Annotated in this window: 15 protein-coding genes; 7 read left to right on the top strand and 8 right to left on the bottom strand. The window is 63.6% G+C overall.

Annotated features, from left to right (window positions below):
- Positions 1-51 precede the first annotated feature (51 nt).
- The 5 genes from Q1V43_RS00670 to Q1V43_RS00650 form a co-directional block, all read right to left on the bottom strand.
- On the bottom strand, positions 52-1,575 hold the full coding sequence (locus Q1V43_RS00670) for a malonyl-CoA synthase (protein ID WP_300512877.1): 1,524 nt from the start codon (positions 1,573-1,575) through the stop codon (positions 52-54).
- A gap of 12 nt (positions 1,576-1,587) precedes the next feature.
- Complete coding sequence (locus tag Q1V43_RS00665; RefSeq protein WP_300512875.1) at positions 1,588-2,838, bottom strand: malonyl-CoA decarboxylase; 1,251 nt, start codon at positions 2,836-2,838, stop codon at positions 1,588-1,590.
- Positions 2,839-2,919: 81 nt separating this feature from the next.
- Positions 2,920-3,609, bottom strand: coding sequence for an SOS response-associated peptidase (locus Q1V43_RS00660; RefSeq protein ID WP_300512873.1), 690 nt, complete (start codon positions 3,607-3,609; stop codon positions 2,920-2,922).
- Entirely contained in the window at positions 3,609-3,914 is a 306-nt protein-coding gene (locus Q1V43_RS00655; protein WP_300512871.1) for a DUF1992 domain-containing protein, read from the bottom strand. The genes Q1V43_RS00660 and Q1V43_RS00655 overlap by 1 nt, the downstream gene beginning before the upstream one ends.
- Positions 3,915-3,980: 66 nt before the next feature.
- Positions 3,981-5,549, bottom strand: coding sequence for a bifunctional metallophosphatase/5'-nucleotidase (locus Q1V43_RS00650; RefSeq protein WP_300512954.1), 1,569 nt, complete (start codon positions 5,547-5,549; stop codon positions 3,981-3,983).
- A gap of 167 nt (positions 5,550-5,716) precedes the next feature.
- On the opposite strand from Q1V43_RS00650, the gene Q1V43_RS00645 reads away from it, so the two are divergent.
- The 3 genes from Q1V43_RS00645 to arsC are packed head-to-tail and all read left to right on the top strand — an operon-like array spanning position 5,717 to position 7,457.
- Positions 5,717-6,055 (top strand): DUF952 domain-containing protein, encoded by a 339-nt coding sequence (locus Q1V43_RS00645; protein WP_300512869.1) that lies wholly within the window; start codon positions 5,717-5,719, stop codon positions 6,053-6,055.
- The gene (locus Q1V43_RS00640; RefSeq protein WP_300512867.1) at positions 6,052-7,116 is read left to right on the top strand and encodes a quinone-dependent dihydroorotate dehydrogenase; all 1,065 of its coding nucleotides are present in this window, start codon (positions 6,052-6,054) and stop codon (positions 7,114-7,116) included. Before Q1V43_RS00645 ends, Q1V43_RS00640 begins: the two co-directional genes overlap by 4 nt.
- Positions 7,107-7,457 carry an arsenate reductase (glutaredoxin) gene (gene arsC, locus Q1V43_RS00635; RefSeq protein WP_300512865.1) on the top strand — a complete coding sequence of 117 codons (351 nt, stop codon included), beginning with the start codon at positions 7,107-7,109 and terminating at the stop codon, positions 7,455-7,457. The genes Q1V43_RS00640 and arsC overlap by 10 nt, the downstream gene beginning before the upstream one ends.
- Here the strand turns inward: arsC and Q1V43_RS00630 are convergent.
- Genes Q1V43_RS00630 through Q1V43_RS00620 form a run of 3 tightly spaced genes read right to left on the bottom strand, consistent with a single transcriptional unit; the run spans position 7,454 to position 9,736 of the window.
- Complete coding sequence (locus tag Q1V43_RS00630; protein ID WP_300512863.1) at positions 7,454-8,773, bottom strand: MATE family efflux transporter; 1,320 nt, start codon at positions 8,771-8,773, stop codon at positions 7,454-7,456. The genes arsC and Q1V43_RS00630 overlap by 4 nt on opposite strands.
- Positions 8,766-9,275 carry a PaaI family thioesterase gene (locus tag Q1V43_RS00625; protein WP_300512861.1) on the bottom strand — a complete coding sequence of 170 codons (510 nt, stop codon included), beginning with the start codon at positions 9,273-9,275 and terminating at the stop codon, positions 8,766-8,768. Before Q1V43_RS00625 ends, Q1V43_RS00630 begins: the two co-directional genes overlap by 8 nt.
- Positions 9,272-9,736: a PaaI family thioesterase gene (locus Q1V43_RS00620; RefSeq protein ID WP_300512859.1), complete on the bottom strand. Its 465-nt coding sequence runs from the start codon at positions 9,734-9,736 to the stop codon at positions 9,272-9,274. The genes Q1V43_RS00625 and Q1V43_RS00620 overlap by 4 nt, the downstream gene beginning before the upstream one ends.
- A 107-nt stretch (positions 9,737-9,843) precedes the next feature.
- Between Q1V43_RS00620 and Q1V43_RS00615 the strand changes: the two genes are divergently transcribed.
- The 4 genes from Q1V43_RS00615 (at position 9,844) to Q1V43_RS00600 (ending at position 13,846) form a co-directional block, all read left to right on the top strand.
- Complete coding sequence (locus Q1V43_RS00615; RefSeq protein WP_300512857.1) at positions 9,844-10,977, top strand: putative manganese transporter; 1,134 nt, start codon at positions 9,844-9,846, stop codon at positions 10,975-10,977.
- A gap of 55 nt (positions 10,978-11,032) precedes the next feature.
- Positions 11,033-11,401, top strand: a complete 369-nt coding sequence (locus tag Q1V43_RS00610; protein ID WP_300512952.1) for a MerR family DNA-binding transcriptional regulator — start codon at positions 11,033-11,035, stop codon at positions 11,399-11,401.
- Between the two features lie 240 nt (positions 11,402-11,641).
- Positions 11,642-12,037, top strand: coding sequence for a MerR family DNA-binding transcriptional regulator (locus Q1V43_RS00605; protein WP_300512855.1), 396 nt, complete (start codon positions 11,642-11,644; stop codon positions 12,035-12,037).
- A 33-nt stretch (positions 12,038-12,070) separates the two neighbouring features.
- Positions 12,071-13,846 carry an acyl-CoA dehydrogenase C-terminal domain-containing protein gene (locus tag Q1V43_RS00600; RefSeq protein WP_300512853.1) on the top strand — a complete coding sequence of 592 codons (1,776 nt, stop codon included), beginning with the start codon at positions 12,071-12,073 and terminating at the stop codon, positions 13,844-13,846.
- Positions 13,847-13,867: the final 21 nt, after the last annotated feature.

Genomic DNA, 13,867 nt, shown 5'->3' with positions numbered 1-13,867 from the left:
GGCAAGCAGGGGAACACCATCACCGCAGGCACAAGAGGAAAAGGCGCCCCCTCACGAGAGAAGCGCCGCATATTTCTCCCTGAGCACGTTTTTCTGCACCTTGCCCATGGTGTTGCGCGGCAGTTCGGCCAGCATGACCACCGACTTCGGCTGCTTGAACTTCGCCAGCTTGTCCGCCACACCGTCAATGATCGCCTCGGAAGAGACGTCCGCGCCTTTCTCGGGCACCACGACGGCCACGACCCCTTCACCGAAATCCTTGTGCGGCACGCCGATCACGGCGCTTTCCAGCACGCCGGGCAGCGCATCGATCACGCCCTCGACCTCCTTCGGATAGACATTGAACCCGCCGGTAATGATCAGATCCTTGCCGCGCCCGACGATGGTGACATAGCCGTCCGCATCCACCATGCCGAGGTCGCCGGTAATGAACCAGCCATCCGCGCGCAGCTCCTCGGCGGTCTTTTCGGGCATCTGCCAGTAACCGGCAAACACATTCGGGCCGCGCACCTCAATCACGCCGATCTGGCCGGTTGCGACCTCCTGCCCGGTCTCCGCATCGCAGACTTTCAGCTCAACCCCGGGCAGCGGGAACCCCACCGTGCCCGCGCGGCGCTCGCCCTCATAGGGGTTCGAGCTGTTCATGTTCGTCTCGGTCATGCCGTATCGTTCCAGGATCGCGTGGCCGGTTGCCGCCCGCCAGCGTTCATGGGTCTCGGCCAACAGGGGCGCGGAACCGGACACGAAGAGGCGCATGCCCTTCGCAGCCTCGCCCAGGCCCTGCTGGTCCAGGAGCCGGGTATAGAAGGTGGGCACGCCCATCAGAGCCGTGGCGCGAGGCATGTAGCCCAGCACGGCCCCGGCGTCGAAACCGGGCATGAAAATGCACGACCCGCCCGCCATCAGCGTCACATTGGTGGCCACGAAAAGCCCGTGGGTGTGGAAAATCGGCAGGGCGTGGATCAGCACGTCATCGGAGGTAAAGCGCCAATAGTCCCGCAGCACCTCGCTGTTCGATGCCAGCGCCCGGTGGGTCAGCATGGCGCCTTTCGAGCGTCCCGTCGTACCAGAGGTGTAAAGGATCGCCGCCAGATCCTGCGCGCCGCGCGCCACGGCGGTGAACCCCGGCTCCGCCCCGGCCCTGGCATCGATCAGTGACCCAATCTCGCCCGCGCCGAGGGTAAAGATGTTCGCAACACCCGCCTCGACCGCGATGGGTGTCAGCGCCTCCAGTTTCTCTGGATCGCAGACCAGGACCCGCGGGCGGGCGTCACCCAGGAAATACGCCACCTCGGCGGGCGTATAGGCAGTGTTGAGCGGCAGAAATACCCCGCCGGCCAGCACGCAACCCACGTAAAGTTCCAGCATGGCCACGGTCTTGGGCGCTTGTACGGCGACCCGGTCGCCCGGGGTCACGCCCGCCGCCACCAGCACCGCCGCCATGCGTTCGGCATTTTTCCAGAAATCGGCATAGCGCACCGTCGCCCCGTCCGGGTGGCGGGTCAGGAACAATCCCTCTCCGCGTCCGTCCGAGGCCCGCGAAATGGCGTGGGCCAGGTAGTTCTGTCGGTACATGCTCATGGTCCTCTACATTCGCGCCAGCTGGCGCACCTTCGGCGCCGCGGCGATCTCGCCCTCATTGGCATAGGCCTGGTGGTGGGCTTCTATCTTGCTCAAATCATAGAGGTAATTCACCATGACCCCCCAGGAGTTCCCCAGTCCCGTATCCGAGGGATCGGCGCCCGCATGCACCGCATGGAGCTGCGCCCCATTGCCGAGGTGGAAATGCGCGACCGGGTCGAACGCGGTGCCCATGGAGCGGCGCGCGCCAGTCAGGTAGCGCGCGGCGATCCGCGCCGTGGTCAGCGGGTCGGGAATGCCGTCCTCGGGCCTCCACCCGACACCCTCGAGCATCCCTTCCCCGCCGGCCATGGCCCAATGCCTGAGGCCGGGAACCGGGCTCAGCGTGACGAAAGTGTTCAGCCCCGGCAGCTCGGCCTGAAGTTCGGCCACCACCTGTTTGATCAGGAAATTCCCGAAGGAAATCCCGCGCAGCCCCGCCTGACAGTTGGAAATCGAATAGAACACCGCGACCCTGGCGGCCTCCGGGTCGAGCGCCTCGCGCGTACCGTTGATGATCTGGCCGATTGCGCCGGGGATCTCGGCCATCAGCGCCACTTCGACGAAGATCAGCGGGTCGTCCGGCATCGCCGGGTGAAAGAAGGCAAAGAGCCGCCGGTCCGGGTCCGCCACCCGCTGGCGCAGATCGTCCCAGCCGGTGATCTCATGCACCGCCTCGTAGGAGATGATCTTTTCCAGCACTTCCGCCGGGCTCTGCCAATCGACATGGCGCAATTCCAGGAAACCACGGTTGAACCAACTGGCAAAGAGATGAAGGAAATCACCATCCAGCCCCGCCAACGCCGGGTTGGCGCGGGCGTGCTGCACCAGCTTGGCCCGCAGCGCCACCAGGCGCGCGGTGGCACCGGGCGCGCGGTTGATGCGGCGGATCAGTTCCTGGCTGCGCGGTTCGCTGACCTCGTGAATGGCGCGGGCGCCCTCGGGACTTTTACCGTCCCAGTCCGCCACCGCCTTGGCCAAGGCTTTGCCGTCGACACAGAACCGGTCAGCCAGGGCGGCAAAGAAATCGCCCAGTTCACCATTGTCCAGCGCCTCGGCCCCATCGAGGATTTCCATCGCGGCGGCGAGGCCCGACACCTCGCCTTTGTCGCCCAGCAAATCTTCGCAAAGGGTCAGCGGGTCGCGGGCCGTGCCCTGGCCCCGCCCAACCCGGGCGATACGCCCCAACAGATGCGACAGGGTGCTGCGTTCGGCCATCTTGCCTTCCTCCGACTGCTCCGCCCCACTCTACCAAGTCGAAGGCCGGGTGCAACGGCGCCCCCTGCGACAAACACACAATCAGGCACCGCGCAGCGGCTCCGCCGGCCTACGCCCTCCGGGCAACGGGTCGATCAACTGGGGACCGGAGGCGCGGTTCGAATTTACTTTCGGGTCAACCCGATGAAATGTCAGGATATCTTCCCCGGCAGGCTGCATCAGAACCGCCGCTCCGTGGCCTTCTTCGCCCAGCCATTTGCCCCAGTCATCCTGTTCCAGCACAACAGGCATTCGGTGATGGATCGCCGACATGCTTTCATTCGCGCCGCAGGTGACGATGGCGCAGGTGGGCAGCCCGTCCTCGCCCCAGTCCTGCCAGACCCCGGCGAAAGCCAGGGGGGCCTCGTCCCGCCGGTGGATATACCAGGGCAGCCGCGCGCCATCCGGCGTTTTGGTCCATTCGTAAAACCCCGTGGCCGGGATCAGGCAGCGCCGTTCGCGGGCCGCCGCGCGAAAGGCCGGTTTTTCGGCAAGGGTCTCTGCCCGCGCATTGATCAGCAGAGGGCCGTCCGTCGGGCTCTTGTACCAGAAGGGCAGAAAGCCCCAGCGCATTGCCGACAGCCGCCGCCCCTCGCCGGTCCAGACCACATGGACCGAGTTTGTGGGACAGATATTGAAATTGGGCACCCGTGGCAGGTCATTTGCCGGGATCGCGCCGAACAGCGCGGCCATCGCATCTGTCGGCAAGGTCAGTGCGAACCGACCGCACATCAGCGATGCGCCTTGCGGGCCAGCTCGATCTTGGCGTCCATCATGGACATTTCCTTCATGATCTCGCGCCGCCGTGTGCGATCCCCGGTCTCGCGCAGCTCGGCGCGCAAGCGCTCAAGCTCCCGCGACAAGGTCACGAATTCCGGCACGGCCCCGTTTTCCCTGATCAACCGGTTGATCAGAGCGTTCTCCGGGTCGTCCACCTTGGGCAGTGGCTTGCCCGCCCCTTCCAGATTGTCGAACTCGCCCGCCTCCTCGGCGGCGCGGATTTTCGCATTGATGAGGTCGATCAACGGGTGGTCCATCCGTCCCTCGCAAAAGAAAAGGCCCCCACCAGTTTCCCGGCAGGGGCCGCAATCGTCAACAGGCGGTTATTTCGCTGTGATACGCCCGTCCAGTTTCGGCATGACCGGCCCCATCGCGGCCATGTATTCGGCGGTCACATCCGCCAGGTCCGGGCCGAAATCATAGACGTTTTCAGCGTCCTTGAACATCTTGTAACCATCGCCGCCATTGCGCACGTAGTTGTTCGAGACAACGCCATAGGTCTTGGCCGGATCGATCGCGACCCAGGCGCCGCCTTCCATTACCACCACGTCTGACACGCGCGAACCTGCGGATTGCGAGACATCGAAAGTGTATTTCAGGCCGGCGACCTGCGCGAAACGGCCCGCGCCGTCCTCGAGCTGGCTGACCCCGTTTTCCAACGCTTCCAGAACCGTTGCGCCCGAGACCTGGAAGGTCGAAAGCGTATTCTGGAACGGCAGCACGGTCAGCACCTCGCCCATGGTCACGTCACCCGCGTCGATCGAGGCGCGGATGCCGCCGCCGTTCTGGAGCGCAATCTGGATGCCCTGGTCCTTGACCCGCGCCAGCATGGCGTCGGCGATGATATTGCCCATGGTGCATTCCCCTGCCCGGCAGGAGCCACGTTCGCCGTCGATGGCCTCGGCGGCCTGGGCGACTACGCGGTTGCGAACTTCTTCCAGCGGCTTGGCCGCTTCGGCGATGCGCGCCACGGTGGCCTCGTGCTCCTGCACCTCGCCATCCATGATCAGCGGCTCGCCCACGGCCTCGGTAATTTCACCCGCGTCATTGAAAGTCACGTTCAGCTCGCCCAGGAACTTGCCATAAGCATAGGCCGAGACGATGGCCGTCCCGCCAACCATGGTTGGATAGGGCCCCTCGGCGCGCTCGTTCGTGTTCGACAGCAACGTGTTGCTATGGCCGCCGACGATCACGTCCACACCGGTGGTTTCCGCCGCCACGCGCTGATCGACGCCAAAGCCCGAGTGGCTGAGCACGATGATCTTGTTCACGCCCATTTCGGTCAGCTTGTCGACCTCGCCCTGCACCGCCTGGACAGGGTCGGTAAAAATCACGTCGTCGCCAGGACTGGCCAGTTCGTCCGTGTCCTGCGGAGTCAGGCCGATCAGCCCCAGCTTCTCGCCGCCGCGTTCGATCACGGTAGATTTCGCCAGCTTGCCGGCCAGCAGCTCCTCTCCGGAAACATCGGCGTTCGACATCAAGACCGGGAAATTCACGGCATCCATGAAGCCGCGCAGCACCTCGGGGCCGTCGTCGAATTCGTGGTTGCCCACGGTCATCGCGTCATAGCCCATCTGGTTCATCATCTCGGCCGCCAGCGCGCCTTTGTAGTAGGTGTAGAACAACGTGCCCTGGAACTGGTCGCCGCCATCCACAAGGATCGCGTTGTTCGAGCGCGCGCGCGCCGCATCGATGGCCGTCTGCAAACGGGCCGAGCCGCCGAAACACTTGCCCTCGGCATTGTCCTCCGCGCTACATCCGCTGTCGTATTTGCTGATCGGCTCGAAGCGCGCGTGGAAATCATTGGTGTGCAGAATGGTCAGCGTGTAATCCGCCATTGCCATGCCGCTGGTCACGGCCAGCGCCGCGACCGACGTCAGAACATGTTTCATCATGGTATCCCCCTGATTTTTGATCTTGTGGTCAGATTGGCGCGAGTCGCTGCCCCTGTCAAAACCTGACCTTGATTGCCCTCGGGTCAGCCATATCGCACCAGCAGGTGACAGCCGCGTGACAGTGTCATCTTGACCTCTGGGTCACATCGCGGCATGTCGGCCCCATGCTGATTTACAAGATCTTCCGGGCCGACGAATGGGCGGCCTTCCAGGCGGCGGGCGAGACGCCGGGCGCCCCCGTCGACCTGACCGACGGCTTCGTGCATTTTTCCACCGCCACCCAGGCGGCCGAAACGGCCGCAAAGCATTTCGCGGGCGAGGACGGGCTGGAGCTTCTGGCCCTGGACGCCGAGACACTCGGGGAGGCGCTGAAGTGGGAACCCTCGCGTGGTGGCGCGCTTTTCCCGCATCTTTACAGGGTATTGCGCATGAACGACGTGCTGTGGCACCGCCCGCTGCCGCTGGGTCCGCAGGGGCATGAATTTCCGGAGGACATGGAATGAACCTCATCGAAAAGATCGCGCTGAAGGCGCTGCACCAGGTCGATCCCGAACGCTCCCATTCGCTGGCACTGACCGCGATGCGGCTGGGGATTGTACCCCTTTCCGGCCTGGTCAGCACGGACCGGCTTAAAACGAACTTCTGCGGCATGGAGCTGACCAACCCCGTGGGCCTCGCCGCTGGCTACGACAAAAATGCCCAGGTGGTGGATGCGCTGACCCAGGCGGGTTTCGGCTTCGTTGAAGTGGGCGCCGTCACGCCGCGCGCCCAGCAGGGCAACCCGAAACCGCGCCTCTTTCGCCTGACCGAAGATCAGGCGGTGATAAACCGCTACGGTTTCAACAACGAAGGGATGGAAGCCGCCGCCGCCCGCCTGACCCGCCGTTCGCGCCGCCGCCCGGTGCCGGTGGGGCTGAATCTGGGCGCAAACAAAGACAGCGAAGACCGCGCGGCGGATTTCGCGAATGTGCTGGCCAGTTGCGGCCCGCTGGTGGATTTCGCGACGGTGAACGTCTCGTCGCCCAACACCGAGAAACTGCGTGATCTTCAAGGGGCCGAAGCGCTGCGTGCGCTGCTGACCGGGGTGCTGGACGTGCGCGACACCTTGGGCAAATACACCCCGATCTTTCTCAAGATCGCCCCGGACCTGAGCGATCAGGAACTGGCCGAAGTGGCCGAGGTCGCTATGGAAGTCAAGATCGACGCGGTGATAGCCACAAACACCACTTTGGACCGCGAAGGTTTGAAAAGTGCAGATAAGGGCGAGAAAGGCGGCCTTTCCGGCGCTCCATTGTTCGAAAAATCTACTCGAGTCCTGGCCCGTCTGAGCCAGTTGACCCATGGCGAAATGCCTCTTGTCGGTGTGGGCGGCATCGGGTCGGCCGAAGACGCCTATCAGAAAATCCGCGCCGGCGCCCATGTGGTCCAGCTGTATTCGGCGCTCGCCTACAAGGGGCTGTCGCTGGTCGAGGACATCGCTCTGGGGCTCGATGGCCTGTTGGCGCGCGACGGGTTCGCCCATGTCTCAGACGCGGTCGGAACCGGTCGGGAGGATTGGCTGTGAGCCTGATCATCTGGCACAACCCGCGCTGTTCCAAGTCGCGTCAGACCCTCGCGCTGCTCGAGGAAAACGGCCATGTCCCGGAGGTGCGCAAGTACCTCGAGGACTCCCCCGGGGAGGCAGACATCCGCGCAACCCTGGCCGCGTTGGGCAAGGCCCCGATCGAGGCAATGCGCACCGGCGAGAAAGTCTTCAAGGAGCTGGGCCTGAGCCGTGACAGCGCGCCGGACAGGCTGATCGCCGCCATGGTGGCACACCCGATCCTGATCGAACGCCCAATCGTGATCAGGGAAGGCGCAGCACGGATCGGTCGTCCGCCGGAAAGCGTGCTGGAGCTGTTCTAACCCGCCTGTGCCTCAAGCTGCCGGTATTTCCAGGCCAGTGTCGCCCCGCGCGCCAGAAAGCTGATCAACAGCGCCACCCACAGCCCGTGGTTGCCCCAAAGCGGCAGGCAGATCGCCAGCGCCGCAAGGTAGACGGCAAAGGACAGGGCCATCATGTTGCGCAGGTCACGGGTGCGGGTGGCGCCGATGAATATCCCATCCAGCATCCAGGCGGCCCAGCCAAGGAGCGGAGCCAGCACCATCCAGATCAGGTAGAGCCGCGCTTCGATGCGCACCTCGGGCGCATTGGTCATGAGATCGATGATCAGCCCGCCGCCCAGGGCAAAGACCAGGGCCAGAAGGATCACGATCATTCCGCCCCAGAAGCTTGACAGGACCGCGGCGCGGCGCAGCCCGTCCCGGTTGCGTGCCCCCAGTGCCTGACCGACCAGAGCCTCGGCGCCGAAGGCGAAACCATCCATAGCATAAGCGGTAATATGCAGGAATTGCAGCAAAATCTGGTTGGCGGCCAGGGTCACGTCGCCAAACCTGGCCCCGTAGAACAGGAAACTCACGAACAGGGTCTGCAACATCGCGCTGCGCATCATGATGTCGCCGTTTACAACCGCCATGCGCTTCAGGATCACCCGGTCGAACACCTGCGACCAGACGCGCCATTCGGGCCGCCGGAAAGCCTCACGGCAAAGCCAGAGACCAAGGGCGAAGCCGCTCCATTCCGCAAGAAATGTCGCCAGGGCCACGCCGTTCACGCCCCAGCCCAGCCCGAGCACGAACCAGAGATCCAGGGCAATGTTCAGCCCGTTCATCCAGAGCTGCAGGATGAGCACCGCCCGGGTGCGTTCACAGGCGATCAGCCAGCCGGTAATGCCATAAAGCCCGATTGCGCCCGGCGCGGACCAGACCCGGATCGCCATGTAATCCCGCGCTAGGTTTTCGACCTCGGGCGAGGCGGGCGCGACCAGGAAGGCGCCGAAGAACAGCGGCATCTGCATGAGGACCATCAACGCTCCGCCGACCAGCCCGATCAGCAACGACCGGGTCAGCAATGCCGCGACCTCCCCGCGATCCCCGGCCCCCAGCGCCTGCGCCGTCAACCCGGTCGTGCCCATGCGCAGAAAGCCGAAGATCCAGTAGATCGCGGTGAGGATGATTGCGCCGATACCGACCGCACCGATCGGGGCGGCTGCCTGCATCTGCCCGACCACACCCGTGTCCACCGCGCCCAGGATCGGCACAGTGGCATTGGCCAGAACTATTGGAATTGCGATCTTGAGAACCCTCGCATGGGTCAGATCGCGGTGTAAATTTTCATTCATCCATCATCGGCATCAGGAAATGCCCTGTTGCCTGGGCAAAGAGCTTGTCCCGGTTGTCCTGCCAGGCTTCGACATGGACCGACGCATAGCGCCGCCCGGACCGCACCACCCGCGCCCGCGCATAGGCATTGCGCGGCAGGCCCGAACGCAAGTAGTCGACGGTAAAGCCGATCGTCTTGGGAAATTGCGGCAGCTGGCCGGGGGTCAGCTCCTCGGGATCGACCTGGCCGCTTTCGATCTGGTCCCACAGGATCGACCAACCCAGTTCGATGATCGCCGAAGTTTCCAGAAAGGCCGCCGTGACCCCGCCATGAATGGCGGGCAACATCGGATTGCCGATCAGCTTGTCCGCGAAGGGCAGAAGCGCGGTCAGTTCGTCACCACGGCGGTCGAACTCGATGCCCAGGAACTCCACATAGGGCACCCCATGCACCAGCGCGCGCAGCGCGGCGTCGCGGCGTTTCTGGACCACATGGACCGGTTCAGGCCTGGGACGGCTCATGACAGGGCCTCGCTGGACTTGCGCCCCGGCGCATGGTCGGCGGTAAAGGTGCCGGCGGCGGTGGCCACGGGACGGTCATCATCGTCATCCATCGCCACGGCCCGAACGAAGGCCACGGATTTCGTCACCCGGTAGCAGGTCGCATGGGCGCGGATCTTCTGCCCCGGCGTGGCGGGGCGCATGTAGTCGATGCGCAGGTCGATTGTGGCGGTGATCGCGGGGGCTCTTGAATGGCTCATAACCGAGGCCCCGCAGCAGGTGTCCAGAAGCGCCGAGACCGCACCACCGTGAATCACCCCCGTGCGGGGATCACCGATGAACCGCTCGTCATAGGGCATTTCAATGAAGGCCTCGCCGTTGCCTATCCGGGTCAGCTCCATGCCCAAAGCCTTGCTATGGGGGATCGCCTCGGTAAAGCGTTTGGCGATTTCCGCTTTCTTTTCAGGGGTCAGCCCGTTCATGTCCCCGCAATCCTTCCGCATTTGTCCCCGTGATTTATTCTTGCTTGCATAAGGCGGGGCAAGTGCTATTTTCCGCAATTGAGAATAGTTCTCAATTGCAGGATTCCATGACCGACACGATCTCCGCCCCCGTCCCCGCCGAACGCCGGGGTTTGTTCCGGCGCAACCGCCTGATCGTGGTGCTGATCCTGGCTGCCCTGGCAGCCTGGCCCGGGCAACTGGGCGAGTTGACGCGCTCGCTGATGGTGGACGCCTATGTGCAGGTGTCGGTCTTCGTGGCCGCGACGCTGATGCTGTTCTATGGGGCCGAGCGGTTGTTCAAGTTCGACATCGGTGCCTCGCTGAAGAACGCGCGCGGGGCACAGGTGCCCCTGGCCGCTCTTTTGGGCACGACACCCGGATGTGGTGGCGCCGTTGTGGTCGTGGCCGCCTACAGTTCGGGCAATGTCGGCTTCGGTGCGGTGGTGGCGACGCTGACCGCGACCATGGGTGACGCAGCCTTCCTTCTGATCGCCACGCGGCCGGATGCGGCCGCCGTGGTGCTGCCCATGTCCCTTGTGGCCGGCATCTTGTCGGGCTGGATCGTCGATCGGTTCCACAGCCATGAATACCGAGAGATCAACCACGGCGCCTGCGAGATTGCGCCCCTCATTGGCCGGACCCACCCGACCTACTGGGCGTACCTGGCCCTGGCCATCCCCGGGCTGATCGTAGGGGGCGCGCAGTTGGGACAGGTCGAAATCAGCCACATCCTGGGTGTGCCGATCCTGCCGATTGCCTTGGCGGGCACCTTTCTGGGCCTGTTCATCTGGTCCTCCTCGATCCTGGCGGCCATGACCAACACCAAGGATGCGCCGGTGACGCGCATGGCCGAAGAGACCAGTTTCATCTCGGTCTGGGTGATCGGCGCCTACCTGGCCTATGACTATGTAGCCCAGTTCGGCGGGATCGATATCGGGCTCCTGTTCCAGACCGTCGCGCCGCTTCTGCCGCTGATGGGCGTGCTGATCGGCTTCATCCCCGGTTGCGGCCCTCAGGTGCTGGTGACGACGCTCTATATCAACGGTGTGATCCCCTTCGCCGCGGTGATGGGCAATGCGATCTCAAACGACGGCGACGCGCTGTTCCCGGCGATTGCGCTGAACCCGCGGGCTGCGATGATGGCCACGGTCTACTCTGCCCTGCCCGCCCTGATCGTCGCCTATACGTTCCAATTCCTCGCGCCGGGTTTCATGAATTGAATCCTGCGCTCAGGCGGACTACCTTCGCGTCAAGATGAAAGACCGGGGAGCCGACATGTCCGAGGAACGCCTGACCTTCAAGGAAATGTGCGCCAGGTTCGATGTGACCCCGCGCACGCTCAGATATTACGAGTATATCGAGCTTCTGAACCCGGAAAAGGAAGGCCGTTCGCGGTTTTATACCCCGCGCGAAGTGGCGCGCATGACGCTGATCCTGCGCGGGCGCCGCTTCGGGTTCTCGCTGGAGGAGCTGCGCCAGTGGCTGCTGATCTACGACGAGGAAGGCACGGACGCGCAGATGCAGGCCTGGGTAGAACTGGCGGACCGGCAGCTGGTCGCCCTGCGCAAACAGCAGGAGGAACTGGTCGAGTCGATCACCGACCTGCAGAAGCTGCGCGACGATGTGGCCAAAGACCTGGGCTGAGCCGCAAGCAAACCTACATCCGATTCGACGCCGTTCGACGCCCCGGAGCCCCGCGCCCGGGGCGTTTTGCCATTGCGACCCGCAAAGCTGCCCCGACGTAAGCCAGTTTCAGCCGAAATTGACGTTCCGTCGCCAAAAACTTTGACGTCACGTTACATTTACGTCAACGTAAAGTTCTAGTGTAGGCAAGGGACATGACCCGAACACACGGGGCACCCGCATTCGATATCGGAGACGACAATGACCGATGAGTTGATGACCATTCGCGAGATGTGCGACGCCTATGGCGTGACCGCCCGCACCTTGCGCTTCTACGAAGCGAAAGAGCTGCTCTCTCCGATCCGGGAGGGGCAGAAGCGCCTCTTCACCAAACGCGACCGTGCGCGGTTGAAGCTGATCCTGCGCGGCAAGCGCTTCGGCTTTGCGCTCGAGGAAATCCGCCAGCTGCTCGACCTCTATGACATGGGCGACCAGCAGCAGACGCAGCTGCGCAAAACCTTCGACATCGCTCGCAAGCACCTGGACACGCTGGAAAAACAGCGCGAGGAGCTGGACGTGGCAATTGCCGACCTCAAGGAACAGCTCGATTGGGGCGCACAGATGATCGCCTCGTTCGAGAACGACGACGCCGAATGACGGCTTGAAAAGACCAACAAGGATACGCGACGCATGCCTACCTACACCGCGCCCACCAAGGACATGGCCTTCCTGATGCATGATGTGCTGAAGGCCCACGAAAGCGACATTCCCGGCTATGCCGAGCTGGACCCGTCCTTCACCTCCGCCGTTCTGGAAGAGGCCGGCAAACTGGCCTCCGAAGTGCTGACCCCGTTGAACGTGGTGGGCGACCACGAAGGCTGCCGGCTGGAAAACGGCGTGGTCTACACACCGACCGGCTTCAAGCAGGCCTTCGAGCAGATGAAAGAAGGCGGCTGGCCCGGTCTGGACATGCCCGAGGAATTCGGCGGCCAGAACATGCCGGTGCTGCTGGGCACTGCGGTGGGCGAGATGTTCTCCGCCGCCAACCAGGCATTCACCATGTATCAAGGCCTGACCCACGGTGCCGCCTCGGCCATCCTGGCCCATGGCACGGACGAGCAGAAAGCGACCTATCTGCCCAGGATGGTAAGCTGCGAATGGACCGGTACAATGAACCTGACCGAACCCCATTGCGGCACCGACCTGGGCCTGATGCGCACAAAGGCCGAACCGCAGGAGGATGGCTCCTACAGGATCTCCGGGCAGAAGATCTTCATCTCGGCCGGTGATCACGACATGTCGGAAAACGTCATTCACCTGGTGCTGGCCAAGATTCCCGGCGGCCCCGAAGGCATCAAGGGCGTGTCCCTGTTCATCGTGCCCAAGTTCAACGTGAACGCGGATGGCTCCACCGGGTCGCGCAACGGCGTGTCGGTCGGAAATATCGAGAAAAAGATGGGCATTCATGGCAACTCGACCTGCGTGATGAACTATGATGCGGCAACCGGATATCTGCTGGGCGACATGCACAAGGGCATGCGCGCCATGTTCACCATGATGAACGAAGCCCGCCTGGGCGTGGCGATGCAGGGCATGGCCCAGGCCGAGGCCGCCTACCAGAACGCCGTCGACTACGCCAAGGACCGTCTGCAGGGACGCGACGTGACCGGCGCAAAAAACCCCGACGGACCGGCCGACCCGCTGATCGTGCACCCGGACATCCGCCGCTCGCTGATGGATCAGAAAAGCTTTGTCGAGGGCGGCCGTGCCTTCCTCTACTGGGGCGCGCAGTTGATTGACGCCGCCCATCGCGCGAAAGACACTGATGCAGACGGGCTGGTGTCGCTCCTGACCCCGGTGCTGAAGGGCTTTTTGACCGATCAGGGCTATGACATGACCGTGCTGGCGCAGCAGATCTATGGCGGCCACGGCTATATCGAAGAACACGGCATGAGCCAGTTCACCCGCGACGCGCGCATCGCGATGATCTACGAAGGCGCGAACGGTGTGCAGGCTCTGGATCTGGTGGGCCGCAAACTCGCTCAGGACGGCGGCAAGCATGTCATGGCATTCTTCGATCTGGTCAAGGATTTCTGCAAGGAAAACAGCGAAGTCGAAGGCATGGCCGAGTTCACCGAACCGTTGAAATCCGCCTCGAAACACCTACAGACCGCTGGCATGTATTTCATGCAGAATGGCATGAAGAACCCCAACCATGCGCTGGCCGGTTCTTACGACTTCATGCATCTCTTCGGCCATGTCTGCGTGGGGCTGATGTGGGCGCGCATGGCCAGGGCAGCATTGGACGCGCTGGCAAACGGCACCGATGACGCCGCGTTCTACGAGACGAAACTGACAACCGCCCGCTACTATATGGTCCGTCGCCTGCCCGCCTGCGCCATGCACCTGGCCCGCATCGAAAGCGGCGCCGATCCGGTGATGGCCCTGGCCGCCGAGGCATTCTGAACCACAGAAGGAAGGAAAGCT

Origin of the sequence: Aliiroseovarius sp. (assembly GCF_030148435.1) — a bacterium.
Classification (GTDB): Bacteria; Pseudomonadota; Alphaproteobacteria; order Rhodobacterales; family Rhodobacteraceae; genus JASBTN01.
The sequence above is the reverse complement of the archived record's forward strand: the minus strand, read 5'-3'. Positions and strand labels throughout refer to the sequence as shown.